This window comes from Sanguibacter keddieii DSM 10542, from assembly GCF_000024925.1.
GTDB lineage: Bacteria > Actinomycetota > Actinomycetes > Actinomycetales > Cellulomonadaceae > Sanguibacter > Sanguibacter keddieii.
Window position 1 is genome coordinate 3,373,824 of sequence record NC_013521.1, and the last position, 26,850, is coordinate 3,400,673.

The 26,850-nt window shown below is 72.8% G+C and carries 19 protein-coding genes and 1 tRNA gene; 11 read left to right on the top strand and 9 right to left on the bottom strand.

The genetic code is table 11. The annotated features are described in order from the left end of the window. From metG to SKED_RS14920, 5 genes are all read right to left on the bottom strand, one after another. Positions 1 to 1,641, bottom strand: a complete 1,641-nt coding sequence (gene metG, locus SKED_RS14900) for a methionine--tRNA ligase (protein WP_012868002.1) — start codon at positions 1,639 to 1,641, stop codon at positions 1 to 3. A gap of 85 nt (positions 1,642 to 1,726) precedes the next feature. Beyond that, complete coding sequence (locus tag SKED_RS14905; protein ID WP_012868003.1) at positions 1,727 to 2,458, bottom strand: hypothetical protein; 732 nt, start codon at positions 2,456 to 2,458, stop codon at positions 1,727 to 1,729. 97 nt (positions 2,459 to 2,555) lie between these two features. After that, positions 2,556 to 4,781, bottom strand: a complete 2,226-nt coding sequence (locus SKED_RS14910) for a DEAD/DEAH box helicase (RefSeq protein WP_012868004.1) — start codon at positions 4,779 to 4,781, stop codon at positions 2,556 to 2,558. Between the two features lies 1 nt (position 4,782). Beyond that, entirely contained in the window at positions 4,783 to 6,006 is a 1,224-nt protein-coding gene (locus tag SKED_RS14915) for a PQQ-dependent sugar dehydrogenase (RefSeq protein ID WP_012868005.1), read from the bottom strand. Continuing rightward, the gene (locus SKED_RS14920) at positions 6,003 to 7,196 is read right to left on the bottom strand and encodes an aminotransferase class I/II-fold pyridoxal phosphate-dependent enzyme (protein WP_012868006.1); all 1,194 of its coding nucleotides are present in this window, start codon (positions 7,194 to 7,196) and stop codon (positions 6,003 to 6,005) included. Before SKED_RS14920 ends, SKED_RS14915 begins: the two co-directional genes overlap by 4 nt. Before the next feature lie 83 nt (positions 7,197 to 7,279). Between SKED_RS14920 and SKED_RS14925 the strand changes: the two genes are divergently transcribed. Continuing rightward, positions 7,280 to 7,894, top strand: a complete 615-nt coding sequence (locus SKED_RS14925; RefSeq protein WP_012868007.1) for an isochorismatase family protein — start codon at positions 7,280 to 7,282, stop codon at positions 7,892 to 7,894. Between the two features lie 10 nt (positions 7,895 to 7,904). Here the strand turns inward: SKED_RS14925 and rsmI are convergent, their stop codons facing one another. Continuing rightward, the gene (rsmI, locus tag SKED_RS14930; protein WP_012868008.1) at positions 7,905 to 8,738 is read right to left on the bottom strand and encodes a 16S rRNA (cytidine(1402)-2'-O)-methyltransferase; all 834 of its coding nucleotides are present in this window, start codon (positions 8,736 to 8,738) and stop codon (positions 7,905 to 7,907) included. Between the two features lie 28 nt (positions 8,739 to 8,766). Here rsmI and SKED_RS14935 point away from each other — a divergent pair, with 28 nt between their 5' ends. The 3 genes from SKED_RS14935 to SKED_RS14945 all read left to right on the top strand — a co-directional run bounded on the left by SKED_RS14935 (position 8,767) and on the right by SKED_RS14945 (position 12,451). Next, positions 8,767 to 10,533, top strand: a complete 1,767-nt coding sequence (locus tag SKED_RS14935) for a dolichyl-phosphate-mannose--protein mannosyltransferase (protein ID WP_425358122.1) — start codon at positions 8,767 to 8,769, stop codon at positions 10,531 to 10,533. A gap of 84 nt (positions 10,534 to 10,617) precedes the next feature. Beyond that, positions 10,618 to 11,097, top strand: a complete 480-nt coding sequence (locus SKED_RS14940) for a MarR family winged helix-turn-helix transcriptional regulator (RefSeq protein WP_012868010.1) — start codon at positions 10,618 to 10,620, stop codon at positions 11,095 to 11,097. Positions 11,098 to 11,110: 13 nt separating this feature from the next. Then, a complete protein-coding gene (locus SKED_RS14945) occupies positions 11,111 to 12,451 on the top strand; it encodes an MFS transporter (protein ID WP_012868011.1) in 1,341 nt (446 codons plus the stop codon). A 73-nt stretch (positions 12,452 to 12,524) separates the two neighbouring features. On the opposite strand, the gene SKED_RS14950 is transcribed toward SKED_RS14945, so the two are convergent. Next, complete coding sequence (locus SKED_RS14950) at positions 12,525 to 13,619, bottom strand: fatty acid desaturase family protein (protein WP_143755766.1); 1,095 nt, start codon at positions 13,617 to 13,619, stop codon at positions 12,525 to 12,527. A 168-nt stretch (positions 13,620 to 13,787) separates the two neighbouring features. Here SKED_RS14950 and SKED_RS14955 point away from each other — a divergent pair, with 168 nt between their 5' ends. After that, on the top strand, positions 13,788 to 14,837 hold the full coding sequence (locus SKED_RS14955; protein WP_012868013.1) for a LacI family DNA-binding transcriptional regulator: 1,050 nt from the start codon (positions 13,788 to 13,790) through the stop codon (positions 14,835 to 14,837). A 111-nt stretch (positions 14,838 to 14,948) separates the two neighbouring features. Here SKED_RS14955 and SKED_RS19595 read toward each other — a convergent pair whose 3' ends face one another. After that, positions 14,949 to 17,213, bottom strand: a complete 2,265-nt coding sequence (locus SKED_RS19595) for a glucoamylase family protein (protein WP_012868014.1) — start codon at positions 17,211 to 17,213, stop codon at positions 14,949 to 14,951. 209 nt (positions 17,214 to 17,422) lie between these two features. On the opposite strand from SKED_RS19595, the gene SKED_RS14965 reads away from it, so the two are divergent. The 6 genes from SKED_RS14965 to SKED_RS14990 all read left to right on the top strand — a co-directional run bounded on the left by SKED_RS14965 (position 17,423) and on the right by SKED_RS14990 (position 26,582). Continuing rightward, on the top strand, positions 17,423 to 18,271 hold the full coding sequence (locus SKED_RS14965; protein WP_012868015.1) for an ABC transporter ATP-binding protein: 849 nt from the start codon (positions 17,423 to 17,425) through the stop codon (positions 18,269 to 18,271). Between the two features lie 124 nt (positions 18,272 to 18,395). Further along, the gene (locus SKED_RS14970) at positions 18,396 to 19,394 is read left to right on the top strand and encodes an ABC transporter substrate-binding protein (RefSeq protein WP_012868016.1); all 999 of its coding nucleotides are present in this window, start codon (positions 18,396 to 18,398) and stop codon (positions 19,392 to 19,394) included. Further along, the gene (locus tag SKED_RS14975) at positions 19,391 to 21,517 is read left to right on the top strand and encodes an iron ABC transporter permease (protein WP_012868017.1); all 2,127 of its coding nucleotides are present in this window, start codon (positions 19,391 to 19,393) and stop codon (positions 21,515 to 21,517) included. The genes SKED_RS14970 and SKED_RS14975 overlap by 4 nt, the downstream gene beginning before the upstream one ends. Positions 21,518 to 21,712: 195 nt before the next feature. After that, complete coding sequence (locus tag SKED_RS14980; RefSeq protein ID WP_012868018.1) at positions 21,713 to 23,323, top strand: methionine--tRNA ligase; 1,611 nt, start codon at positions 21,713 to 21,715, stop codon at positions 23,321 to 23,323. Positions 23,324 to 23,558: 235 nt separating this feature from the next. Then, a complete protein-coding gene (locus tag SKED_RS14985; protein ID WP_012868019.1) occupies positions 23,559 to 24,539 on the top strand; it encodes an ABC transporter substrate-binding protein in 981 nt (326 codons plus the stop codon). Between the two features lie 558 nt (positions 24,540 to 25,097). Beyond that, on the top strand, positions 25,098 to 26,582 hold the full coding sequence (locus tag SKED_RS14990; RefSeq protein ID WP_245534573.1) for an HNH endonuclease signature motif containing protein: 1,485 nt from the start codon (positions 25,098 to 25,100) through the stop codon (positions 26,580 to 26,582). A 150-nt stretch (positions 26,583 to 26,732) separates the two neighbouring features. Here the strand turns inward: SKED_RS14990 and SKED_RS14995 are convergent. After that, positions 26,733 to 26,805: transfer RNA gene (locus SKED_RS14995), tRNA-Ala, on the bottom strand. Positions 26,806 to 26,850: the final 45 nt, after the last annotated feature.

Consider the following 26,850-nt stretch of genomic DNA (forward strand, 5'->3'; position numbering starts at 1 on the left):
TCAGACCTCGTCGAGGCGCGGGAACAGCGAGGCGCCCTTGGTGACACGGGTGCCGGCGGGCAGCTGGCCGAACTCGGCCGCCGTCTGCACCGGCTGCGCACCGAGCGGGCCGAGCGGCTCCTCGGCGCCGAGCGCCGTCCACAGTCCCTCTGCCGCCTTGGGCACCACCGGGTTGAGGAGCACCGCGAGGGTGCGCAGCGCCTCCGCGGCGGTCACGAGGATGGTCGCCAGGCGCCCGCCCTCGACGCCGGCGCCGCTCTCGGTGGTCTCCCCCGGGAGCTTGGCGACCTTCCAGGGCTCCTGCTCGGTGAGGTAGAGGTTCGTGGCGTCGACGAGGGCCCACACCGCGTTGATCGCCTCGTTGGGCGAGATGCGGTCGATCGCGGCCTCGGCCTCGGCGACGGCCTTCGCCGCGACCTGCTGGAGGGCGGTCTCGGCGTCGCCGGAGGAGCCGGGGCGCGGGAGCGAGCCGCCGAAGTTCTTCGAGATCATGGCGGCGACGCGCGAGGCGAGGTTGCCGAAGCCGTTGGCGAGCTCGGCGTTGTAGCGCGCCGAGAGGTCCTCCCACGAGAACGAGCCGTCCTGCCCGAAGGGGATGGCCCGCATGAAGTAGTAGCGGAAGGCGTCCGAGCCGAACACGTCGGTGATCTGCGTCGGGGCGATGCCGGTGAGCTTGGACTTGCTCATCTTCTCGCCGCCCACGAGCAGCCACCCGTGCGCGAAGACCGTCTTGGGCAGCGGGAGCCCCGCGGCCATGAGCATCGCGGGCCAGATCACCGCGTGGAAGCGCAGGATGTCCTTGCCGACCAGGTGGACGTCGGCCGGCCACGTGGAGGCGAAGCGCTCGCGCTCGGCCTCGTCGTCGCTGTCGAGGCCGATGGCGGTCGCGTAGTTGAGCAGCGCGTCGAACCACACGTACAGCACGTGCGAGGTGTCCCACGGGATGGGGATGCCCCAGTCGAAGGTGTTCCGCGAGATCGAGAGGTCCTGCAGCCCGCCCTTGACGAAGGCGAGGACCTCGTTGCGCGCGCTGGCCGGCTGCACGAACTCCGGGTGCTCCTCGTAGAGCGCCAGGAGGCGGTCGGCGTAGGCGCTCATCTTGAAGAAGTAGTTCTGCTCGGAGAGCATCTCGACCGGGCGGCTGTGGATCGGGCAGAGCTTGAGGCCCTCGTACTCCCCCGTGCCGTCGAGCAGCTCACCGGGGAGCTTGTACTCCTCGCAGCCCACGCAGTAGGGACCCTCGTAGGAGCCCGCGTAGATCTCGCCCTTGTCGTGCAGGTCCTGGATGAACCGCTGGACCCGCTCGGTGTGGCGCGGCTGCGTGGTGCGGATGAAGTCGTCGTTGCGGGCGTCGAGGGTCTCGAGGACCGGCTCCCACGACGACTCGACGAGGCGGTCGGCCCACTCCTGCGGCGTCACGCCGTTGGCCTCGGCGGTGCGCATGACCTTCTGCCCGTGCTCGTCGGTCCCCGTGAGGAACCAGACGCGCTCCTGGCGCTGGCGGTGCCAGCGGGTCAGGACGTCGCCCGCGACCGTCGTGTACGCGTGCCCGATGTGCGGGGCGTCGTTCACGTAGTAGATCGGGGTGGTGAGGTAGAAGGACTGCGTCCCGGTGGGCGCTGCGGTCTCGTCGTGGGCCATGGGGTCAATGCTAGAACGTCTGGGCGACGAGGTCCGCCGCCGGTCTCCCCGCCGAGACGGCGACGGCACCCCGGCCCTGCACCGGTCAGGACGGGCAGGACCCGACGAGGTCCTCCAGCCCGGCCTGCACCTGCTCGGCGTCCGCCCTCGAGACGCCCGCGACGACGTCGGCCGAGGCGTCTCCCAGGTCCTCGGCGCCGGGGACGGGCCCGCCCGTGAACGCTCCGACGAGGGCCGCGGCGGCCATGGTCTCGGTCCACGCCGGGTCCTCGGCGACCCCGCCCCACGTGGAGACCTCTCCACGCTCGTCGGTCACGTGCCGGGCGAGGTCGCAGGCGTAGGCCACCTGCCCGGCCTGGCCGAGGTCCTCCGGTGGCGTGCCGTCGACGTCGACGCAGGCCGCGCGGACGCCGGTGAGACCGTCCTCGATCCCGGCCAGGTCCATCCGCTGGACCGACCGGACGATGTCCGCGGCCGGCTCGGCGAGCTCCGGGTGGTCGGGGTGCGCGAAGCCGGTCGCCCCGCCGAGGAGCGCGGCGAGCGCGGACGCGGCGACCGCGCCGGGCTCCGCGTCGGCGCCGATCGCGGTGCCCCAGTCTTCCGGGGCGGGGTGCTCGTCACCGATCTGCTCGGCGAGTGCGCACGCGTAGGCGACCTGCCCGCCGGGGGTGGTGTCGAGGCCCTCGTCGTCCGACGAGCAGGCCGCGAGCGCTCCCGTCACGAGCACGGCGAGCACGGTCGTGCCTGCACCGCCTCGGGTGCTCGGGGTTCGGGCACCATCAGCACGTCGGGCGGCGGTGGTCCGGAGATCGGGCATCGGGGTCCTCTCGTGGGGCGCTGACCTGCTGCGCGAGGTCTCGGTGTGTCCCAGGGAGGCTACCGAAGGCCCGTAACCCCGGCACCCGGGGAGGCTGTCAGGCCCCGAGGCCGTCCCAGACCGGCCCGTAGCCGAGCCGGGCCTGCTCGGCCTCCACCACCTCCCGGGCGAGCACCGCCTCGGTGACGTCGACGGCCCGTTCGGTGCCGGCAGCCATGGCGGACTCGCGGACGTACTCGTCGAACACCCGCGACTTGGCGGTCAGCAGCTCGCGGATGCGCTCGTCGACGCTCCCCTCGACGAGCAGGCGGTGCACGCGCACCGAGCGCACCTGGCCCATCCGGCGGACCCGGGCGACGGCCTGCGCCTCGGTGGTCGGCTTCAGCTGGGGCTCGCAGATGACCACGACGTTCGCGGCCTGGATGTTGAGGCCCACTCCCCCGGCGTCGACCTGGGCGACGAGCACGGCGCCCGGAGGGGCCGCGGTGAAGTCGTCGACCGCGGCCTGCCGGTCCTCGGCGGCGACCCCGCCCCAGAGGGGGCCGTAGACGGCGTCGGGCCGGGTCTCGGCGACGGTGCGGCGCACGAGGTCGACGACGTCGCGGAAGTACGAGAAGACGACGACCTTCTCGCCGCTCTCGGCGGCGTCCTCGAGGATCTCGAGCAGCCGCCCGAGCTTGCTCGACTCCGCCGGGTCGGCGGTCGCGAAGGCGGCCCGGCGCATGTCCATGAAGCTCCCGGCGGCGACCGCCGCCGCGTAGACGGCCTCGCCCGCCGGGGTGAGCTCTTCCCACTCGTCGAGCTCGACGAGGTCGGGGAGCTCGACGAGCACGTCGACGGCGTTGCGACGCAGGTACACCGGGGCCATGGAGTGCCGCAGGACGTCGGCGCCGACGAGCCGCAGGTGGGCGGGCAGGGCGTCGACGAGGGCGGGCTGGAGCACCCGGACGAGACCGAGGAACTCCTCGAGCCTGTTCTCGAGCGGTGTCCCGGTCATGAGGAGCACCCGCCAGCAGCGGTCGGCCCACGCGGCCACGTCCTGCGACCGCTGGGCGCGGGGGTTCTTGACGAGGTGCGCCTCGTCGACGACGAGCAGGTCGAGGACCTCCCCGGCGGCGAGCGGCACGTGCCGCAGCCCCTCGAAGGTCGTCACGGCCACCCCGCCCTCGGCGAGCCAGGACGCCGCGGCGGCGTCCCGGTCCGGGCCGTGCAGGCGCCAGGCGCGCAGCGACGACCGCCGGTCGACCTCACGGAGCCAGCCGACGAGCACGCTCGCCGGGCACACGACGAGCACGTGCGTGGCCCCCGAGGCCACGAGGTGCGCCATGACGGCGATCGCCTGGACGGTCTTGCCGAGGCCCATCTCGTCGCCCAGCAGCACGCGCCCCTGGTTGAGCACGAACCGGGCCCCGAAGGCCTGGTAGCCGCGCAGGCTGACGTCGAGGAGCGTCGTGTCGAGCTCGACCGCGGCGACCCGGTCGGCCAGCTCGGAGGGGAGCATGCCGTGGGAGGCGAGCACGTCGCGCGCGACCGGGACGATCTCTCCGAGCACGGTGTAGTACTCGGCCGAGCGACGCTCGAAGTCGTCCCACACCGCGAGCGGGCCAGGCCCGTGCTCGGCGCGGGCGGTCGCGAGGCGGTCCAGGAGCCGGTCGAGCCCGGTCGCCCGCACCCACGGGTCCCACCCGGCGAGGGCGACCAGGGCGTCGGTCGCCCGACGACGTGCCTGCCCCCGACGCAGCAGGAAGGTCAGCGGTCGCGTCGCGGGACGGGCGGCGCCGACGAGCGGCTCGACGGCTCGGGAGTAGTCGTCGAGGTCGCGGCGGTGGGGCTCCACCTCGGGCCCGAGGCGCACCAGCACCTCGAGGGAGCCGAGCAGGCGTGTCCCCGAGGCGTCGTCACGGTCGAGGGTGATGCGCATCGAGAGCCCCGTCGCCGTCGCGTCGGCGAGCTGCTGGGCGGCGGCGACGGCGGTCCGTGCGGTGTGCGGACCGATGCCGTCGTGCGTCTCGAGCTGCTCGGGGGTCGCGTCGAGCAGGGAGCCCACCGTGGTGAAGCCCGCCGCGGCGAGGGCGCGCACGCGCAGGTTCCGGTCGGTGACCTCCGCGAGGCGGTCGACGGTGAGCCCGTCGAGCTCCGCGCGGACGCGCCGCGCACGGTCGTCGTGCACCTGGGCGGCGACGCGCGCGCGGACACCGTCGAGGTGGTCGAGCACGGCCCGGGCGGCGGCGGCGCGCCGGTGGTGGTCCTCGACGAGGCGGCGCGCCGGGGCCCCCGGGCGCGGCGCCTCGGCGGCGACGATCGCCGCCGGCTCCTCGGGCACGTCAGTCCTCGGTGATGGTCACCGGGACGAGGCGGTCGTCGCCGTCGCGCGGCTCCCCGCGACCGTCGGAGTTGTTGGTGAGGACGTAGAGGTCGCCGTCGGCCCCGACGACCACGGCGCGCAGGCGCCCGAGCTCGCCGTCGAGCAGCGCCTGCGGCTGACCCACACCGTCGGCCGCGAGCGGGACGCGCAGCAGGGCCTCCCCGCGCAGCGCGGCCACGTAGACGCCCTCGTCGGTGACGGCGAGCCCGCTCGGAGAGGCGTCCGCCGTCGGCCAGCTGACGAGGGGGTCGACGAACCCCTGTGACGTCCCGCCGGGCCCCTCGACGGCCGGCCAGCCGTAGTTGCCGCCGGAGACCACGAGGTTGAGCTCGTCGAGGTCGTCCTGCCCGAGCTCGGAGGCGAGCATGCGACCGTCGTCGGCCCAGCCGAGCCCCTGGACGTTGCGGTGCCCCAGGCTCCACACGGGTGAGCCAGGCACGGGGTTGTCACGAGGCACCGACCCGTCCGGGGCGATCCGCAGGATCTTGCCGCCGAGGGAGTCGGGGTGCTGGGCCAGGATGGTCGAGCCCGAGTCGCCGGTCGTCACGTACAGCTGGTCGTCGGGCCCGAAGGCGAGCCGTCCGCCGTTGTGGGTGGACCCTGCCGGGATGCCGGAGAGGATCGGGGTGAGCTCGCCGAGCACCGTGCCGTCGAGCGCACCGCTGAGCACCTCGTTGCCGTCCTCGGCGGTGCGGTAGAAGAAGACGAGGCCGTCGTCGTCGAAGGTCGGGGAGAGCGCGACGCCGAGGAGACCGCCCTCGTTCGTCCCGGTCGTCCCGTCGACGAGCTCGTCCGCCCCCGGCCCGGTGAGCACGGCAGGGGTCGAGCCGTCCGCCGGGACGAGCTTGACGGCGCGGGTGTCGCGCTCGGTGACGAGCCAGTCGCCGTCGGGCAGCTGGGCCAGGCCCCACGGCGCGGCGAGGCCGGTCGCGAGCGGCTCGCCGACCGTCGCCGTCACCGACTCGACGACGTCGTCGCGCGGGTCGAGGGCACCGGCCGAGGTGTCGTCCGTGGGCTCGGCCGCGGGGTCGTCCGGGTCGACGGAGGCCGAGGCCGTGGCGGTCGGCGCCGACGGCGCGTCGTCGTCCGAGGAGCACGCGGCGACGGTGAGGGTCAGCGCGAGCGCGAGGGCCGCAGGTCGCAGGGCGGGGCGGGGGCCCGTCGTCCGGAGGCGTGCGGTCACAGCAGCGTCAGTCCCTTCTTGAGGCCGCGGACGGCCTGGCCGATCCGGTGCTCGTTCTCGATGAGGGCGAAGCGCACGTGGTCGTCGCCGCCGGCGCCGAAGCCGACGCCCGGCGAGACCGCGACGTCGCACTGCTCGATGACGTGGGTCGCGAACTCGATCGAGCCCATGTGGCGGTAGGGCTCGGGGATGCGCGCCCAGACGAACATGGTGCCGCCGGGACGCTCGATCTCCCACCCGATGCGGTTGAGGCCGTCGACGAGGGCGTTGCGGCGGGACTCGTAGACCGCCGACACCTCGGCGGGGAAGTCCGTCGCCTCGTTGAGGGTCACGGTCGCCGCGATCTGGATCGGCTGGAAGGTGCCGTAGTCGAGGTAGCTCTTCAGCTTGGCGAGCGCCCCGACCACGTCCTCGCGTCCGACGAGGAACGCCACCCGCCAGCCCGCCATGGAGAACGACTTGGTCATCGAGTACAGCTCGACGGCGACCTCGGTCGCCCCCTCGCACTGCATGATCGACGGCGGCGTGAAGCCGTCGAAGGTCATGTCCGCGTAGGCGAGGTCGTGGACCAGCACCACGTCGCGGTCCTTGGCCCAGTCGACCAGACGCTGCAGGTCGCTCAGCTGCGCGACCGTGGTCGTCGGGTTGTGCGGGAAGGACAGCACCACGACACGCGGCTTGGGCCAGCCGAGCTCCCAGGCCTCGATCACACGGTCGATGAACCCCGCGGCGTCGGTGCCGTCGCCGATGGGCACCTGGCGCGCGTCCGCCCCGGCGAAGTACGGGCCCCAGATGTGGATGGGGTAGCTGGGCGTGGGGACGATCGCCGCGTCGCCGGGCTGCAGCAGCACCCACATGAGGTGGCTGAAGCCCTCCTTCGCGCCGATGGTCGAGATGACCTGCGTCTCGGGGTCGAGCGTCACGTCGAAACGCCGCTTGTAGTGGTCGGCCACGGCCTCGCGCAGCTTGGGGATGCCGCGGGACGAGGAGTACCGGTGGTTGCGCTGGTTGTGCGCCGCCTCCGTGAGCTTGTCCACCGCGATCTGCGGGCTGGGCAGGTCGGGGTTGCCGAAGCCGAGGTCGACGATGTCGCGTCCCTCGCGGCGCGCAGCCAGCTTGAGGGAGTCGATGATCGTGAAGACGTACGGCGGCAGGCCAGGGATCCGGCGGAACTCGATCTCACGGGGCATGCCTGCACCTTACGGCGGGTCGCCCGGGTGGTGCAGGGGATGTCCGGGAGAGGTCCGGTGGGGGTGCTGGTTAGAGTGGGCGGATGAGCACAGACGCCGCGCAGAGCCTGCCGGGACAGCCCGGACCCGCACCCCGCCGCGCGCTGCTGGTAGTCGACGTCCAGCCGACCTTCTGCGAGGGCGGCGCCCTCGGGGTCGACGGCGGCGACGCGGTCGCGCACGCCGTCGCAGGCTTCGCCGCCGCGCACCGCGCCGACTACGCACTCGTCGTGACGACGCAGGACTGGCACGTCGACCCGGGCGAGCACTTCGGCGACACCCCCGACTACGTCGACACCTGGCCGCCGCACGGTGTCGCCGGGACCGCCGAGGCCGAGCTGCACCCGGCGCTCGCGGACCTCGCGCCCGACGTCTCGGTGAAGAAGGGCGAGTACCAGGCCGCCTACTCCGGCTTCGAGGGCGTCGACAGCGAGGGGCGCCTGCTCGCCGACGTGCTCCGCGAGGCGCGCGTCGAGGCGGTCGACGTCGTCGGGATCGCGGAGTCGCACTGCGTCAAGGCCACGGCGCTCGACGCGCTCCAGCTCGGGCTGGCGACACGGGTCTTCACCGACCTCACCGTCCCGGTGTCCCCCGAGCAGGGCTTTCAGGCCCGCGTCGACATGGCCGCAGCCGGCGTCGAGCTGGTCGCCTCCGCCTGACCCTCGCCCTCTACTTCGCCGCGAGCGCCGCCGCGTAGAGCTCGCGCTTGTGGACGCCTGCGGCGTCGGCGACACCGGCGACGGCCTCCTTGAGGCGCTCTCCCCCGGCGACGCGGGACAGCACCTCGGCGACGAGCTCGGCGGTCGTGGCGGTCTCGCGCTGCGGGGCGCCGGAGACGACGATCGAGATCTCGCCGCGCAGCTGCTCCTGGGCGGCCGTCTCGGCCAGCTCGCCGAGCCCTCCGCGCAGGACCTCCTCGTAGGTCTTGGTGAGCTCGCGGCACACGGCGGCGGGGCGGTCGGCGCCGAAGGCCTGCGCCATGGCGGCGAGGGTCTGGTCGACGCGGTGCGGGGACTCGAAGAACACCATGGTGCGGCGCTCGTCGGCCAGCAGCTCGAAGGTCCGGGCGCGCTCGCCGGGCTTGCGCGGGGGGAAGCCCTCGAAGCAGAACCTGTCGGTCGGCAGGCCCGAGACCGCGAGCGCGGTGAGCACGGCGCTGGGTCCGGGGGCGGACGTCACGGGGAGCCCGCGCTCGATGGCACGGGTGACGACCCGGTACCCGGGGTCGGAGACCGAGGGCATGCCGGCGTCGGTGACGATGAGCACCGTGCCGCCCGACTCGACGACGTCGAGGAGCTCGTCGGCGCGGGCCGACTCGTTGTGCTCGTGGTAGCTGAGCACCTTCCCGGTCATCTTCAGCTCGAGGCGCCCGGCGAGGGCGTGCAGCCGTCGGGTGTCCTCGGCCGCGACGACGTCGGCCTCGACGAGGAGACGTCGCAGACGCGGTGACGCGTCCTCCACGTCCCCGATGGGTGTCCCGGCAAGGATGAGGCGGCCTGTCATGGGGCCAAGCCTGCCATGTCCCCCTACGATGGCTGGCGTGACAGGGACGAACGGGGCGTACGACGCCGGCACACCAGGCGCGCCTACCCCGCCGGCAGGCCCGTCTGGACGGCACGCGGAGACTGACGAGGCCTCGCCGGCCGCGACCAGCACCAGCCCCACCACGACCACCGTCGACCTGGTCAAGCGGGACCGTCCCACCGGGCAGACCGAGCAGGCGCTGCTCCGGCGGCTGTTCTCGGACCGGGTCCTGTCGCTGAGCGTCACCGCGCACGACCGCCTCTGGGGCTGGCTCGGCCCGCTGCTCGTCGCGGTGGTGGCGGGCGTCATCCGCTTCGTGAACCTCGGTACCCCGAGCACGCTGGTGTTCGACGAGACGTACTACGTCAAGGGCGCCTACACCCTCCTCAACCTCGGCTACGAGGCGGACTGGCCCGACGAGCCCAACCCGGCGTTCGAGTCGGGGAACCAGGACAGCTTCCTCACCGCTGCGGACTACGTGGTCCACCCGCCCGTCGGCAAGTGGATGATCGCCCTCGGCATGTGGCTGGGCGGCGCGGAGAACGCGTGGGCGTGGCGTCTCGCGTCGGCCGTGGTGGGGGTCGTCGCGGTGTTCCTCGTGGCACGCACGGCGCGGCGCGTCTTCGGGTCGACGGTCTTCGGTGTGGTCGCGGGCGGGCTGATGGCGGTCGACGGGGTGGCGATCGTGCACTCCCGGACGGGTCTGCTCGACGTGTTCCTCATGTTCTGGGTGGTGGTCGCCTTCGCGCTGCTGGTCAAGGACCGGGAGTGGTTCCGGCGCAGGCTCGCGGCGCGCTCCGCCGCGATGGTCGACTCGGGCCGTGGCGTCGGGCGAGACGGCCCGGTCGTCGGTGTCCGGTGGTGGCGCCTTGCGGCCGCGGTGGCGCTGGGCCTCGCCTGCGGCACCAAGTGGTCGGGGCTGTACTTCGTGGCGGTCTTCTGCCTGGTCTCCGTCGCGTGGGACGCGTCCGCCCGGCGGGCGGTGGGGGCGCGGCAGTGGCACGTCGGGTCGCTGCTGCTCGACGCCGTGCCGGCCGCCGCCGCGATGCTGCCGACGGTGCTGGTGACCTACCTGGCGTCGTGGTCGGCGTGGTTCGCGAACCCGAGGTCCTACGACCGTCAGTGGTACGTGTCGAACCCGGGGTCGTACCCGGGGTGGGTCCCGGACGTGGTGACCGGCTGGGGCGAGGCGCTGCGCTCGTTCTGGCACTACCACGAGAAGATGCTGGCCTTCCACACCGGGCTCGACAACCCCCACACCTACATGGCGAACCCGTGGGGCTGGCTGCTGCAGCTGCGGCCGACGTCGTTCTACTGGCGCAAGACGGAGAACTTCGAGGGCGGGTGCGGCGCCGAGGCGTGCGCGCGGGCGATCACGTCGGTGGGCAACCCGTTGATCTGGTGGCTGGCGACCGCGGCGGTCGTGGTCGCGCTGTACGCGCTCCTGGTGCGCCGTGACTGGCGGGCCGTCGCGGTGCTCTCCGGGATCGTGGCGGGCTGGGTGCCGTGGCTGTTCTTCCCCGAGCGGACCATCTTCACCTTCTACACGATCGCCTTCGCCCCGTGGATGTACCTCACGCTCACCTTCGCGCTGGTGCTCGTGTGGGAACAGGTGAGCGGCGACAGACGCCTGCGCCGCCGGGCGGCGTGGGTGATCGGGGCCCTGCTCGCCCTGGTGCTGGCGGTGAGCGTCTTCTTCTACCCCGTGTGGACGGCGATGGAGATCCCGCACAGCTTCTGGCGTGCGCACATGTGGCTGCGCAGCTGGGTCTGACGAGCCCCTTCTGCGAGCGGCTTCCAGGTCGTCTCGGCGACGCCGCCCGTTGCGATACATAGCCAGGCTATGTAAAGTGGTCTCGTGACCGCAGAGAGCACCACCGCGCACCCCGCCAGCCAGCCCCACGACCGGGCGACCCTCGGCGGAGACCTCGTCGTCGCCTGCTCCCGGTTCGCCCGGACGGCAGCGCAGGCGATCGACGTCGACGTGTCGGTCACCATGTGGCGCATGCTCTCGAACCTCGCGCACAGCGGAGACCTCAGCGTGACCGAGCTCGCCGCGATCGAGCGCACCTCGCAGCCGACCGTCTCGAAGATGGTCAAGCGCCTCGAGGCCCAGGGGCTCGTGTCCCGACGACCCGACCCCATCGACCGACGGTCCAGCGCCGTCTCCGTCACCGACGCAGGACGGGCCGCCCTGGCCCGCTACCGCGCGTCCCTCACGACGGCCCTCGCCCCCCACCTCGCCGGGCTCGACGAGGACGACCTGCGCACGCTCGACCGTGCGCTCGACCTCCTCGCCCGTCTCACCAGCGAGGTGGCCGACGCAGGACCCATCTAGAAAGCGTGACCTGATGACGTCCAGCACCACCCAGCACACCAGCAGCCCCCAGCACGGCAGCACAGCACCCCACCCCGCGCCCCCGCACGGCGAGGCGGGCAGCCCCCCGGGCTCCTCCAGCATCCTCAAGCAGCCCCGCGTCGTGTGGGCCATCGCCTTCGCCTGCGTCATCTCCTTCATGGGGATCGGCCTCGTGGACCCGATCCTCACCTCGATCGCCGCCGAGCTCGACGCCTCCTCGAGTCAGGTGATGCTGCTGTTCACCAGCTACCTGTTCATCACCGGCCTCGCCATGCTCTTCACGAGCTGGGTGTCCTCGCGCATCGGCGCCAAGAAGACGCTGCTCGCCGGCCTGGCGCTCATCGTCGTCTTCGCCGCCCTCGCCGGGGCGTCCGGCACGATCGGCCAGATCATCGGCTTCCGCGCCGGGTGGGGCCTGGGCAACGCCCTCTTCATCTCGACGGCCCTGGCGACCATCGTCGCCTCGGCCAGCGGCAGCACCGCGAGCGCGATCATCCTCTACGAGGCCGCGCTGGGTATCGGCATCGCCGTGGGGCCGCTGGTGGGCGGTGCGCTCGGCGAGGTCAGCTGGCGGGCACCGTTCTTCGGCACCGCAGTACTCATGGCGATCGGGTTCCTCGCGATCGTCGCGTTCTTCGGCAGGTCAGCCCCGAGCACCGGACCGAAGATCTCCGCGACGGCCTCGTTCTCGGCGCTCAAGAAGCCGGGCCTGCGCACCCTCGCCCTCGCGGCGCTGTTCTACAACTTCGGCTTCTTCGTCCTGCTCGCGTACTCGCCGTTCCCCATCGAGGCCGCGGCCGAGACCGTGGGCATCCACGTGGGCGCGCACGAGCTCGGGCTCGTCTTCTTCGGATGGGGCATCTGCCTGGCGATCACCTCGGTCGTCGCGGCCCCGCGCCTCACCCGCAGGTTCGGCCTGCACGCCGTGCTCTACGCGATGCTCGGGCTGCTGGCCCTCGACTTCGTGGTCCTCGCGACCTTCACCGACCACTTCACGGTCTTGGTCACCGCGATCGTCGTCGCGGGGCTGTTCCTCGGGGTGCTCAACACCGCGCTCACCGAGGCGGTCATGGAGTCGACCGACCTGCCCCGCTCCGTGGCGTCGTCCACCTACAGCGGCGTGCGGTTCATGGGCGGCGCGATCGCCCCCGCCGTCGCCGGGCCGATCCGCGACCACCTCGGGCTCCCCGCCCCGTACTGGACCGCAGCGGTCGCCGTGCTCGTGGCGATCGGTGTGCTGGTCCTCGGCCGGAAGACCTTCGCCCAGGACCACGACGTCCCCTCGGAGAGCGCAGAGGACGAGGCCCTCGCCATCTCCGCCGGCGACGCCTGAGACCGCAGCTCCCAGACAGCAGAGAGGCCCCGACCGTGACGGTCGGGGCCTCTCTGCGCAGTGTGTGGGCTTGTCAGCGAGCGGACCGGAACTGCGCGGTCAGCGGGCACTGGAAGGGGTCGCGGGCCGAGAGCCCGACCCGGTTGAGGTAGTCGATGACGATCTTGTACGACTCGATGAGCGACGTCTCGGTGTACTTGATGCCCTTGTCGGCGCAGAACTGCTTGACCATCGGCCGCACCTCGCGCAGCGCCGGGCTCGGCATGGACGGGAAGAGGTGGTGCTCGACCTGGAAGTTGAGGCCGCCCATGAACACCGCGACCCAGCGTCCGCCGTGGATGTTGCGGCTCATGAGCACCTGGCGGCGCAGGAAGTCGATCTTCACGTCGGGGCCGACGGTCGGCATGCCCTTGTGGTTCGGGGCGAACGACGCGCCCATGAAGAACCCGAAGGAACCGAGCTGCACGGCGAGGAAGGCGAAGCCGAGGCCGACCGGCATGAGCAGGAACACGGCCGCGACGTAGCCGATGAGACGGATGCTCACGAGGGTGAGCTCGGTGCCGCGGCGCTTGACCGGGCCCTTGCCGAGGATGGTCCGCAGACCGGCGACGTGCAGGTTGACGCCCTCGAGGAGGAGCAGCGGGAAGAACCAGTTGCCCTGGCGGGCGACGAGCCACGCCTTGATGCCGGTCTTCGGCTTCTCGAGGGTGTTGGTCTCCCAGGTGAGCACACCGTTGAGCATGTCGGGGTCGACACCCTCGACGTTGGGCTTCTGGTGGTGCTTGGAGTGCTTGTGCAGCCACCAGCCGTAGCTGAGGCCGCCGAAGAGGTTGGCGACGATGAGGCTCGCCCAGTCGTTCCACTTGCCCGAGTCGAAGATCTGGCGGTGCGCGGCGTCGTGCCCGAGGAAGGCGAACTGCGTCAGCAGGAGACCGAGGCCACCGGCGACGGCGAGCTGCCACCACGAGTCACCGAGCGTGACCATGAGCGCCACGGCCCCGGCGAGCAGCGCGCACAGCAGCGCGAAGCGTCCCCAGTAGTGCGCGTAGCGGCGGCGCATGAGACCGGTCTCCTGGACCGCGCGGGTGAGCTCCGAGAAGTCGCTGACCTGACGCTTGCGTGGCGAGACCGCCTCGCTGGGGTTCATCACCGCACTGGTTGCCGTCATCGTCGTCCGTCCGTCGTCTGGTGCACCGGGGGTCCCCGACGCTCTGACGGCAACGCTACGGAACCGTAGGTTAGGTCGACAGGGGGTTAACCCCCCTCTTCGTCGTGGGGGTCCTCTCCGGGTCCCCTAGGCTCGGGAGGACCGCCCAGCCCCGACGGAGGGACCTCCTTGACCACGCAGCCCCCGGCGACTCCGGGACGCACCCCGCTCGCGGTCGTCGCGGCGGCGGCCGGCGTCTCGGTCCCCACGGTCTCGAAGGTGCTCAACTCGCGGCCCGACGTCTCGCCGGGCACCCGCGCCCGGGTCCGTGCCGCGCTCGAGGCGCACGGCCACGAGGTGCGCCGCCCGGTGAGCAGGGCGACGGGTCTCGTCGACATCCGGGTGGTCAGCCTGGAGAGCACCTGGTCCGAGGCCGTGGTCCGGGGCGCTGCCGAGAGCGCCCGCCGGCACGGCTACGACCTGGTGATCACCGTGGACCCCGACCCTGACGACTGCGGGGCGTGGGTCGGGCACGCGCTCGAGCGCGGGACCGACGGTGCGGTGAGCGTCGTGACCGTCCCGGACGAGTCGGAGCGCCTGGCCTTCGCCGACGCCCTCGTCCCCGTGGTGGTGGTCGACCCACGGGTCCGCCCTCCCGAAGGGCTGCTGAGCGTGGGGGCGACCAACTGGCAGGGAGGTCTCGACGCGACCGCGCACCTGGTGGCGCTCGGGCACCGCCGGATCGCGACCATCACCGGTGACGACGCGCAGGCGAACGCGCTCGCCCGGCTCGCCGGGTACCGCACCGCTCTCATCCAGGCCGGCATCGCCCCGGACGACACGCTCGTGCGCTCGGGCGACTTCGCGGTCGACGCCGGGTACGAGGGCGCGTGGCACCTGCTGTCCCTCGACGACCGTCCGACCGCGATCGTCGCGAGCAGCGACGACACGGCGCTCGGTGCGCTGCGCGCGGTCCGCGAGGCGGGCCTGCGGGTCCCCGACGACGTCTCCCTCGTCGGCTTCGACGACCTGCCGATCGCCGCGTGGCTCGACCCGGCGCTGACCACGGTCCACCAGCCGCTCGTCGAGATGGGCGCAGCCGCCGTCGACCTCGTGCACCGTGCCCGCTCGGGGACAGGGCACACCCTGCGAGCAGAGCTGGCGACGACGCTGGTCGAGCGCGCGTCGACAGCGCCACCACCGGAGATCGTGCGCGGACCCGTCCACGCACGACCCTGAGGCCCACGGCGCAGAGGGAGGCCGCCGCAGGACCTCCCGCGACGACCTCCCTGCCGGCTGCCGCCTGCTCTGCTGACTGCCTCTCAGCCTCGGCGGCTCAGTCGTGGCGACTCAGTCCCGGCGACGCGTCCGGACGAGGACGACCGCGGCGGCACCGAGCAGGATCGCGAAGGCCCCGAGCACGACCAGCGGCACGGTGCCGCCCGCCCCGGTCTGCGCGAGGTCGCTGCCAGGAGCGCCGTCCGCCGCGCCGGATCCGTCGCCCGGCACCGCGGCGTCAGGGTCGGTCCCGGGCGCCGGGTCGGTCGGGGCCGGGGCGACCGGTGCAGGATCGGTCGGTGCCGGGTCTGTCGGCACCGGCGTCGTCGGCTCCTCGGTCGGGACCGCTGCGACCTCGACGGTCACGTCGGCCGCACCCGGGACGGTGACGCCCGCGGTGCTGGTCGTCGAGATCGCGAGGACGTAGGTGCCCGGCTCGAGCGCCGTCTGACCGTCGCAGGACCAGGCCCCCTCGGCGTCGACCGCAGCTGTGCAGAGCGTCTGGGCCGCGAGCGCCGCGGCGTCGGCTTCGGGCGCTACGTCCACCTCGGGGACGGCGTCGCCCTCGGGCAGCGTCGCGTCGACCGGGGTCGCGCTGACCGTCAGCTCCGCGCCGGGCTCGCCGGTCCCGGAGAACGTGGTGCGCGGGTCGGTGAGGACCGTGCCCGCGGCCGGTGCCGCGAGGACGGGGACGACGGGCTCGGCGGAGGCGGCGAAGACCTCGGCCTCCATGAGCGGGCGCAGGGCCGTCTCGAGCTGCTCGTCGACGAAGTAGTCCTGGAGGGCGCCGTCGAGCAGGTAGTTGCCGACCGCGGCGACGATCATCGACTGGTCGAGGGAGAGGTACTTCTCGGCGACGGTGCCGGAGCGGACGGCGATCGAGTCGTAGAAGCCGCCGGGGCCGTAGGAGTCGAAGTCCGACTCGAGGGCGGCCAGGTTGGCGAGCACGCCCTCGGGGTCGTAGGACAGCCCGAGGAACGACGCGTGGGGCGTGACGACGCCGTCCTGGTACTCGGGGTCAGGGTTCGTGCCCTCGGTGCAGCCGAAGCGGTCGACGTCGACGTCGGTGACGCCGTCGGAGAGGTACCCGTCGTCGCGCATGCCGAGCTGGTCGACGCCGTACTCGGCGTAGCCGCCGAAGGGGTTGGACGCCGGGGAGAAGCCCCAGTAGCCGTAGCCGGCCTCGTCCATGCCGTGCTGTTTCTGCGCCTCGACGAACAGCGGGTGGTTGACGCCCCACGACGTGGGGCCCCACTCGGACTCGGGGACGAGCATGTCGGGCATGAGTGCCTCGAACATCGACCCGCCCCAGCCCGGGACGATCGACATGCCGCGGTAGCTGTACGCACCCTCGAAGACGTCGACGCCGAGGTAGCTGCGGGTCACGCCGCTCGGGCGCGACTCCTGCCACGCCCAGTCGCACGAGGCGGGGAAGGTGCGCCAGGTGGCGTAGTACGTCTCGGGCGGGACGTCGCCCTCGGCGATGCCCAGGTAGGTGGCGATGCGCGTCTCGGACACCTGCGTGTCGTAGTGGTGCCCGGTGTAGAAGACCTCGGTGCCGGTCCCGAGGTAGTCCCCGGGGACCGAGCCCTCGGTCTGGACCTCGTCCCAGAACCCGCCGCGGAGCAGACCGAGGCCGCGGTCGGGGAGGGCGTCGGCGTTGTAGAAGGCACCGAAGTTCATGTCGTCGTAGACGGCGGTGGCCTCGTCGGCGAGCCGCGGCTCGGCCTCGGCGACCACGCGCAGCGCTGCGGCGAGCCAGCCGTTGTCGACCGAGCTGAGGAACTGGTCGACGACCACCCCGTCGCCGGGCCAGTTCCGCACCCGCTCACCGGTGGCCGGGTCGTACCAGTTGTAGAACATGCCGCTGGGCTCGTGGCGGTCGAGGCCCTCGACGGTGGCGAGGGTGGTGCTCATGAGGTCGTAGGCCTCGTCGACGGTGACGATGCCGAGGTCGCGGGCCATCACCGTGGACCACAGGTACCCGCCGATGTTGGTCGGCGAGGTGTAGGCGGACGCGCTCGCGGGGTCGAGGTCTCCCCCGATGTTGTCGGCGGGCAGACCGGTGGTGTCGTCGGTCATCGCGGCGAGCGAGGCGTAGGTGTCGGTGACGTACCGCTCGAGGACGGCTGTCTGCTCGGGCGTGGGCGCCGCGGCGACCGCAGCGGGGGCGACGGCGGCGGCAGGTGCACCGGCACCCGTCGCTGCGGGGGGCGGGCGCCGCGGCGACCAGGGTGGTGCCGAGCATCGCGGCTCCGACGGCGCCCGCGCAGGCGGCGAGCCGTCGTGCTCGGGGGCGGCTGGGGGTGCCGCGGGTGGGGGATCCCATGGGTGCACTTCCTCGTGTGTCAGGGGACTGTCTGGAGACGTCGTGCCCGGCTTCGTCATCGAAATTTCGAAAACATGTTCCGAAAGGGCCCGTCGAGGGTAGTGACCCACGTCTCACCCGTCAACCCGTGGCACAAGCAGCGAATCGGACAGCCGATGTCGCCCCTCGGCCACCCGACCCCTCGGAATTCCCAGCAGGTAAGGCTATCCTCACCCACGTGAAGCCTTCCTCCACCGGCTCCGGAGCACCCGCCGAGCACCCCTCGCTCGCCGGCTCCGACCTGTTCCTCGCCTACGACCGGTCGACCGTCGTGCACGGCGCGTCGCTCGACCTCGTCGCCGGGCGGGTCACCGCGCTCATCGGGCCCAACGGGTCCGGCAAGTCGACCCTGCTGCGCTCGCTCGCCCGCCTCCACCGCCCCACCTCGGGCACCGTGAGCCTGCCCGACGCACCGGACGCCCTCGCGCTCAAGCCCAAGGACTTCGCCCGCCAGGTGACCCTCCTGTCGCAGAGCCGCCCGACCCCCAACGGGGTCACCGTCCGCGACATCGTCGGCTACGGTCGCCACCCCTACCAGGCCCGCTACCGCCGCACCGACGCCGACGGCCCCCGTGCCGTCGCCCACGCGATGGAGGTCACCGGGGTCACCGGCATGGCCGACCGCGGCGTCGACGAGCTCTCCGGCGGCGAGCTGCAGCGCGTCTGGCTCGCGACCTGCCTCGCCCAGGACACCGGCGTGCTCCTGCTCGACGAGCCCACCACCTACCTCGACCTGCGCTACCAGGTCGAGATCCTCGACCTGGTGCGCGACCTCGCCGACGACCACGGCGTCGCCGTCGGCGTCGTCCTGCACGACCTCAACCAGGCCGCAGCCGTGGCCGACCACGTCGTCCTGCTCCGCAGCGGCGTCGTCCAGGCCTCCGGGTCCCCCGTCGACGTCCTCACCGCCGACCTGCTCAGCGAGACCTACGGCCTGCGCATCGACGTCAGCGTCGACCCGGCCACCGACCTCGTCCGCACCGAGCCCGTCGGGCGCCACACCACCCGTCGCACCCAGCCCGCCTGAGCGGGCTGCCCTGCCTGCCCCGAGCCCTCCTGCCCCTGCTCTGCCTGCACCTGCTCTTCCTCCAGCTGCTCTACCTGTCCCGGCCCTGCCTGCTCCGGCCCTGACCTCACACCGAAGGACACCCATGCGCACGTCCCGCCTGCTGGCACTCCCCGCCGCGCTGCTCACCGCCGCGCTCACGCTCACCGCGTGCGGCACCACCGAGCCCGCCGGCTCCGAGACCACCGACGGGGCCCCCGCAGCCTCCTCGGGCCCGGTCACCTACACCGACGAGCGCGGCGAGCACACCCTCGACGCACCTGCCACCGCCGTCGTCTCGCTCGAGTGGGGCCTCACCGAGAACCTCCTCGCCCTCGGCGCACCGATCGTCGGCCAGGCCGACGTCGCCGGCTACAACACCTGGGACACGTCCATCGCCCTCGACGAGGACACCCCCGACGTCGGCACCCGCGGCGAGGCCAGCCTCGAGGCCATCTCCGCCCTCGAGCCCGACCTCATCGCCGTCACCACCGACACCACCGACGCCGTCGTCGACCAGCTCGAGGACATCGCGCCCGTCGTGGTGCTCCGCGGCTCGGACGGCACCGACCCGATCGGGTACATGCGCAGCACCGTCGAGACCCTCGCCGCCGCGACCGGCACCGACGCCCGGGGCGAGGAGCTCCTCGCGTCCTTCGACGCGAAGGTCGCCGACGCCAAGACCACCCTCGAGGAGGCGGGCGTCGACGGCGCCGCCTTCACCATGGCCGACGGCTGGATCACCAACGGCACCGTCTCCGTCCGCATGTACACCGCAGGCTCGTTCCTCGGCGCCATCGCCGACGAGCTGGGCCTCGAGAACGCCTGGGCCGGCGAGGGCGACCCCGTCTACGGTCTCGCGCAGACCGACATCGAGGGCCTCACCGCGCTCTCCGACACCCAGGACCTCACCTTCCTCTACGCCGCGAGCGACAGCGAGGACGACCCCTTCGCCGACGGCCTCGCCGGCAACGCCATCTGGGAGCAGCTGCCCTTCGTGACCGCCGGCGACGTGCACCGCATCCCCGACGGCATCTGGATGTTCGGCGGCCCGGCCTCGGCCGAGGCGTACGTCGACGCCCTCGTCGCCGCGCTCACCGCGTGAGCACCGCGCAGGGGCGGGTCGCCCACCGAGCCACCCCGCTCGTGCCCGACGGTCGCGGCGAGCAGCCGCAGGCCACCGGGCGGCACCCGCTCCTGCGCACCGGCGCGGTCTTCCTCGCCACCACGCTGCTCGTCGTCGCGCTCGCCGCCGTGCACCTCACGCAGGGCACCGCGGGTCTCGGGCTCGGCGACGTGGTCCGAGCCCTGCTCGGGCAGGACGACGGGTCGACCGCGGCCGCGGTGCTCGTCGCCTCCAGGCTCCCCCGCCTCGTGGCCGGCCTGCTCGTCGGCGCGGCGCTCGGCGCCGCCGGGGCCGCGCTGCAGTCCGTCGCCCGCAACCCGCTCGCCTCTCCCGACACCCTCGCGGTCAACGCCGGCGGCTACCTCGCCGTCGTCGCCGCGGCCGTCGTCGGGCTCACCCTGCCCTTCTACCTCTCCGGGCTCCTCGCCTTCGTCGGCGGGCTCGCGGCCGCCGGGCTCGTCCTCGCACTCTCGCAGGGCGGCAGCTCTGGCCCCACCCGGCTCATCCTCGCGGGTGCCGCGACGACCCTCGCGCTCAGTGCCGTCACCAGCGTGCTGCTCATCCTCTTCCAGCAGGAGACGCTCGGGCTCTTCGCGTGGGGCAGCGGGTCCGTCGTGCAGTCCGGGACCCGCGTCGTGACCCTCGCGGCGCCCGTCGTCGCCGTCGGGCTGGTCGGGCTGGCGCTGCTCGCGCGGCGTCTCGACCTGCTCGCCCTCGGCGACGACGCCGCGCGCGTGCTCGGCGTCGACGTCCGCGGCACCCGCGTGCTCACCGTCGGCGTCGCGGTGCTGCTCTCCGCCGCGGCCGTCACCGTCGCCGGACCGATCGGCTTCGTGGGGCTCTGCGCACCCGTGCTCGCACGTCTCGTGGCCCGGACCGTCCCCAGCCTGAGCCGTCACACGACGCTGCTGCCGCTCGCCGCGCTCTTCGGCGTCGTCGTGGTGCTCGGCGCAGACGTCCTGCTGCGGCTCCTGCTGCCCGGGCAGTACAGCGCGGCCGTGCCCACCGGCATCGTCACGACCGTCTTCGGCGCGCTGACCCTCGTGCTCCTCGCCCGCAGGCTCCGCGACTCCGGCCCGGCCGCCGGAGGGTCCACCGCGCACGTGCGACCGCGCACCGTCCGCCGCGCGGTCGTGGTGACCGTCGTGCTCGGGGCGCTGCTCGTCGCCGCAGGCCTCCTGGCCGTGCTGCTGGGTGACCGCATGCTGCTGCTCGGCGACGTGTCGAACTGGTTCGCCGACCAGGCCGGGCGGCAGGTGTCCTTCGTCCTCGACCAGCGGATGCCGCGCGTGCTCGCAGCGCTGCTCGCCGGTGCGGCGCTCGGGCTCGCCGGCACCCTCGTCCAGGCCGTGTGCCGCAACCCGCTCGCCGAGCCCAGCCTGCTCGGCGTGACCGCCGGCGCCGGGCTCGGCGCGGTGACCGTCATCCTGCTCGTCCCCGGCGCCCCGGTCTGGGCCATGTCGCTCGCGGCGGCCGCCGGGGCCTTCGTCGCCTTCGGGCTCGTCTACCTGCTGTCGTACCGCGGCGGGCTGAGCTCCGACCGCCTCGTGCTCATCGGCGTCGGGATGAGCGCGGGCGCGACCGCGATCACCACCCTCGTGATCGTCGTGGTGCAGCCGTGGAACGCGAACCTCGCGCTCACCTGGCTGTCCGGGTCCACCTACGGACGGACCATGGCGCAGATCGTGCCCGTGGCGCTCGTGCTGCTCGTCGCGACGCCGCTCGCGCTGTCCCGGCGCCGAGAGATGGACGTGCTGTCCCTCGACGAGGACACGCCACGCACCCTCGGGGTCGGGGTCGAGCGCACCCGGCTGCTGCTGCTGTCGGCGACCGTGCTCATCACCGCCGCCGCGGTGTGCGCCGTCGGGGTGGTCGGGTTCGTGGGGCTCGTCGCCCCGCACGCCGCACGGGCGCTCGTCGGCTCGCGCAACGGCCGGGTGATCCCCGTCGCGATGCTGCTGGGCGCGTTGCTCGTCTCGGTCGCGGACACCGTGGGCCGCACGGTCATCGCCCCGGCGCAGATCCCCGCCGGTCTCACGACCGCCCTCATCGGCGCGCCCTACTTCGTGTGGTTGCTGTGGCGGCAGCGGACGGTGCGGTGAGTTGTCCTCCGACCCGGCACACGGGCATGATCGAGCCATGAGCTTCTCGACGACCGCCACGATGATGCGCCTCCACCCGGGGGCCTGACTCACGCGTACTCGTCGGACCGAGGCCCCCGCACTGCGGGGGCCTTCGTGCGTCATCACCTCCGCAGAGCGTCCCGTGCACACCGCACACACCCTCCGGAGGACACCATGGACGACCTGTACATCACCACCTCGATCCCCTATGTCAACGGCCGCCCGCACCTGGGCCACGCCCTCGAGCTCGTCCACGTCGACGTCCTCGCCCGGCACCGGCGGCTGCGCGGCGCGCAGGTCCGGGTCCAGTCTGGGACCGACGACCACGCACTGAAGAACGTCAGCGCGGCGTCTCTCGCGGGCGTCCCGGTGGCCGACCTGGTCGCCGCCAACGGCGACAGGTTCGTCGAGCTGGTCGACGCCCTCGGGGTGCGCACGGACGAGTTCGTGCGGACCAGCAGCGACCCGCGGCACGCACCCGGGGTGGTCGCGCTCTGGGAGGCGTGCCGGGCCGCCGGGGACCTCTACCAGAAGGACTACACCGGGCTCTACTGTCCCGGCTGCGAGCAGTTCTACGCCGCCGACGAGCTGGTCGACGGGCTGTGCGGCGAGCACGGCACGCCCGTCCAGGAGGTCACGGAGACCAACTGGTTCTTCCGGCTGTCTCGCTACCGGGACCAGGTGGCCGCACTCGTGGCGAGCGGCGAGGTCGCGGTCGAGCCACGGCAGCGTCGCAACGAGGTGCTGGGGTTCCTCGCCGGCGAGGTCCACGACATCTCGGTGTCGCGACCGGCGGACCGCGCGGGCGGGTGGGGCGTCCCGGTCCCGGGCGACCCGGGACAGGTCGTCTACGTGTGGTTCGACGCGCTCGTGAACTACCTGACCGGCCTGGGGTACGGGAGCGAGACGGGCCGGGGTGCCGCCGTCGGCCGAGAGGCTGACGCTGTCCGCGGAGGACGCGAGTCCGTCGGTGCAGCGGGCGAGGCCGTCGAGGTCAGCGTGGCGGTCGACGTCGGCGTCGGCGTCGAGGAGCCCTTCGCCCGGTGGTGGGGCGGCGGTGCCGAGCGCACGCACGTGCTCGGCAAGGGCATCGCCCGGTTCCACGCCGTCTACTGGGTCGCGTTCCTGCTCTCGGCCGGGCTGCCGCTGCCGACGCGGGTCCTGGTGCACGACTACCTCACGGTCGACGGCGCCAAGATCGCCAAGAGCGGGAGCCAGGCCGCCGACCCGGCCACCGTGGTAGCGACCTACGGTCCCGACGCCCTGCGCTGGTGGCTGGCCCGTGACCCGGCGCCGGTGGGGACGACCGACTTCACCGTCGAGCGCCTCGTGGGCTGCTACGACCGCGACCTGGCCAACGGGCTCGGCAACCTCGTCTCCCGCACGCTGACGCTGGCACGCCGTGACCGGAGCTGGTCGGCACCGCCGACCGCAGAGGTCGGGGTCGAGGTTCGGGCAGCCGCGCGCGCCCTGCCGGACGCCGTCGACGCCGCGCTCGCCCGGTACGACCTCCGGAGCGCCTGCGAGGCCATCACCGGGCTCGTCGAGCACGGCAACAGGTTCATCGAGGGCGAGGCGCCCTGGCGGCTCGCCCGGGCCGCCGACGCCGGAGATCTCGAGGCCGCCGCCCGGTTCGAGGGGGTCGTCGACGCGCTGGTGGAGCTGTGCCGGGTAGCGACGCACGAGCTCGAACCCTTCGTACCGGAGGGGGCGGCGAGGCTCGTCGCGCAGCTCGACGCCGGGGTCGGGCGTCCTGTGCCGGCGTTCCCGCGGATCGGCGGGTAGGGGCGGGTTCTGGGGGGCTGGGGGCCGGGGCGGGCTCGGGGTCAGGGCTCGGGTGGAGGTGGGCACGGGCCAGGGCCAGGGCCTGGGTGGAGGCGGCGTCTGGTGGTTCCCACCAGCCAAGACACCCCCAGTAGGCAAGTTAGGTAATGCTACGCTAACCTCCGCCGACGAGCCTGCGCTCCGTGCCGCCTGGCCCGTCCCACACTCTCCAGCACCTCCCCCGGAAGGACCCTCGATGAGCACGCCCACGCACCGCCGCTCAGCCCGCCGTGCCGCACGGCTGGCAGCACCCCTGCTCGCCGTCGCGCTGCTCGCCGGCTGCTCGACCGTCACCGACGACGCCGACGCGACCTCGACCAGCGCCGCCGCAGGTGACGACACCGCCGCGCCCGACGACACCGCCGCGACCCACAGCGTCGAGCACGCGCGCGGCACCACCGAGGTCCCGGCCGAGCCGCTGCGGGTCGTGGTCCTCGAACCCGTGCAGCTCGACACGGCGGTCGCACTGGGTGCCGTCCCCGTCGGGGCAGCCGTGCTCAACGAGGAGGCCGGGGTCCCGGCGTACCTCGGCGAGGCCGCGGCGAACATCGAGTCCGTCGGCACCGTCACCGAGCCGAGCATCGAGAAGATCGCCGCGCTCGAGCCCGACCTCATCCTCGGCACCGAGTCGCGACACTCTGCGCTCTACGACCGCCTCGACGAGATCGCGCCGACCGTGTTCATGGCGACGCAGACCGACCCGTGGACCGAGAACGTCGAGCTCGTGGCCCGCGCCCTCGGCGACGAGGCCGGGGCACAGACCCTCCTCGACGCCTTCGAAGCGCGCTGCACGGAGGTCGCCGAGGACCACCAGACCGCGGGCAAGACCGCCCAGCTCATCCGCCCGCGCGACGGTCTCCTGACGCTCTACGGGCCCACGTCCTTCGCGGGGAGCGTCCTCGAGTGCGCCGGCTTCACCACGCCCGAGCGCGACTGGGAAGAGTCCATCTCCGTGGACCTGTCCTACGAGCGCGTCTTCGAGGCCGAGGCCGACCTCGTGCTCGTCACGACGACCGACACGTCCGACCAGAGCACCCTGCCCGAGGTGCTCGCCACGAACACCGACGCGTTCCCGTCGCTGCACCTCGTGGACCAGTCCTTCTGGATCACCGGCGTCGGCCCGCTCGGCGGGATGACCGTGCTCGACGACCTCGACCGGCTGCTCGCAGAGCAGTAGCCGAGGCGGGGCTCGGCAGAGCGAAGCGGGGCGTGGCAGAGCGAAGCAGGGCTCGACAGAGCGAAGCAGGGCTGCAGCGCACAGCAGGAAGGGAAACGGCTGGCAGAGCAAGCCACAGCTAAGACAGTCGAGCTTCGAGAGAGAAGAGACGCGGGTCCCACACCGGTGCATCGGTGAGGGGCCCGCGTCTCTGTGCGAGACAGGCTGCTTGCGCCGGGTGTCGGCGGCAAGCGGCTCTCGCCGGATGTCAGTGGTTATCGGTAGATTCAGGATATGTCGACGGAACCGCGGAAAACTCGCGAAGCACACAGTGATGGATGTGCTGTGCCGTCGGCTCCCGCTGCGCCCTCCCCCTCTGCGCTCTCCCCCGCAGAGCCGTCGGGCGTCGTGCCGTCGGACGCTGCGCCTTCGGGCGTCGTGTCTTCGGGCGTCGTGCCTTCGGATGCCGTGCCGTCGGGCGTCCTGCCACTGCCGTCGCCGGCTGCCGTCGTGAAGCCACCGTCGCCGTCACCTGAGGGTGGGTGGCCTGAGGTGCTCGAGCCGATGACGGTCGCGCAGATGAACCACCGTCAGGGCGAGCTGGTCGACGCTGTGGTGGCGGGGTTCGCCGAGGTTGCTGCTGCCCAGGCGCGGTGCGCCCGGCGCGTGGACGACCTGCGCCGCTGGTCCCAGGCTGCCACCGACGCCGTGGCACGTGGCCGGGGTGAGGAGGCGGCGTCCCTGACCGATCAGCGGTCGGCCGAGCGGTGGTTGGTCTCCGAGGTCGCCTGCGCGCTGCAACTGCCCGAGGGGTCGGCGTCGGCGCTGGTCGCGGACTCCCAGGCCCTGGTCCACGAGCACCCCGCCACCATGGCCGCACTGAGCCAGGGCGAGGTGTCCTACCGTCACGCCGAGGCGGTCCTGGGTGCCACGGTGGGCCTGGACGAGACCTCCCGCCTCGAGCTGGACGTGCTGCTGTCCGAGAGGGCACGGACCACGACGGTCGCAGCCCTCAAGAGGGTGGCGCGCCGTGAGCGGGAGCGCCGTGACTCTCGCCCGTTGGTCGAGCGTCACCAGGTCGCCACCGTCGAGCGCCACGTGGAGCTCCGACCCTGCCAGGACGGCATGGCGTGGCTGCACCAGTACCTGCCCGCAGTCCAGGCCACAGCCATCTTCAACCGCCTCACCGACATCGCGATGGCGGTCCAAGGCCCCGACGAGCCCCGCACCCTGGCCCAGCTGCGCGCCGACGCCAGCGTGGACCTACTCCTCGACGACGACGCACGGACCGCCCTGACTGCCGCCACAGTCACGGGCGCGGACGGCAACAGCGAGGACCGTGCCGTCGCGGCTAGCGAGGCCGCGCCTCACTACGCCGGAGAGCCGACTCAGTCGATCGCTGGGGTTGCCGACCGCGTCTCCCTGGGTGGCATCAAGCCCCAGGTCGCCGTCACCATCCCCGTCATGACCCTCCTCGGACACTCCGACGAGCCCGGCGAGCTCGCCGGACACGGCCCCATCGACGCACACACCGCCCGACGCCTCGCCGCACAAGCCCCCAGCTTCCTGCGGATCCTCACCCACCCCGAGACCGGCACCGTCCTCTCAGTCGGACGCGACCGCTACGCCGTACCCGCAGACCTCAAGACCTGGCTACGCATCCGCGACGAGACCTGCCGCTTCCCCGGCTGCTCACGCCGCGCACAACGCTGCGACATCGACCACGTGAAGGACTGGGCCCACGGCGGAACCACCGACCACCACAACCTCATCCACCTCTGCCGACACCACCACCGGTTGAAGCACACCACTGCCTGGACAGTGAGCACCGGACCGCCGGGCAGTACCCCACCCGACAAGCCCTCATCTCGCCAGGGCGCACCGTACCGCGCCCCAGCGCACCACGACTCGGACCTCACGGCCGACGTCGTGCACTGGACCGCGCCTACCGGTCGCACCTACCTCGACCACGCGGCCGTCCAGATCGCCTCTAGGCAAGCAGAGGTCGCTGCGCTGTCCGCACCTCATCCTGTTCCTGGGCCCGATGACGAGCCACCGTTCTGAGCCCGCATCGCTCAATGCCGCCGTACCTCGGTGCTCAGGGCCTGAGGGGGCAGTGGGGCCTGAGGGGCCCGCCAGAAGCTCCAGGCTGAGTGGCCAAACGCAGAAGAACCCGCCTCCGGGAGGAGACGGGTTCTTCTGGTCCTGCTGCGGTGGAGCTAAGGAGATTCGAACTCCTGACCTCTTCGATGCGAACGAAGCGCGCTACCAACTGCGCCATAGCCCCAGGCCTGTGAAGACCAGTCCGACCACCTGATCCACCGAAGGCGAA

Coding starts and splice junctions, on each gene's coding strand:
- metG (WP_012868002.1), bottom strand. CDS start 1,641: ATGGCCCACGACGAGACCGCAGCGCCCACCGGGACGCAGTCCTTCTAC.
- SKED_RS14905 (WP_012868003.1), bottom strand. CDS start 2,458: ATGCCCGATCTCCGGACCACCGCCGCCCGACGTGCTGATGGTGCCCGA.
- SKED_RS14920 (WP_012868006.1), bottom strand. CDS start 7,196: ATGCCCCGTGAGATCGAGTTCCGCCGGATCCCTGGCCTGCCGCCGTAC.
- SKED_RS14925 (WP_012868007.1), top strand. CDS start 7,280: ATGAGCACAGACGCCGCGCAGAGCCTGCCGGGACAGCCCGGACCCGCA.
- rsmI (WP_012868008.1), bottom strand. CDS start 8,738: ATGACAGGCCGCCTCATCCTTGCCGGGACACCCATCGGGGACGTGGAG.
- SKED_RS14935 (WP_425358122.1), top strand. CDS start 8,767: ATGGCTGGCGTGACAGGGACGAACGGGGCGTACGACGCCGGCACACCA.
- SKED_RS14945 (WP_012868011.1), top strand. CDS start 11,111: ATGACGTCCAGCACCACCCAGCACACCAGCAGCCCCCAGCACGGCAGC.
- SKED_RS14950 (WP_143755766.1), bottom strand. CDS start 13,619: ATGACGGCAACCAGTGCGGTGATGAACCCCAGCGAGGCGGTCTCGCCA.
- SKED_RS14970 (WP_012868016.1), top strand. CDS start 18,396: ATGCGCACGTCCCGCCTGCTGGCACTCCCCGCCGCGCTGCTCACCGCC.
- SKED_RS14980 (WP_012868018.1), top strand. CDS start 21,713: ATGGACGACCTGTACATCACCACCTCGATCCCCTATGTCAACGGCCGC.
- SKED_RS14985 (WP_012868019.1), top strand. CDS start 23,559: ATGAGCACGCCCACGCACCGCCGCTCAGCCCGCCGTGCCGCACGGCTG.
- SKED_RS14990 (WP_245534573.1), top strand. CDS start 25,098: ATGAACCACCGTCAGGGCGAGCTGGTCGACGCTGTGGTGGCGGGGTTC.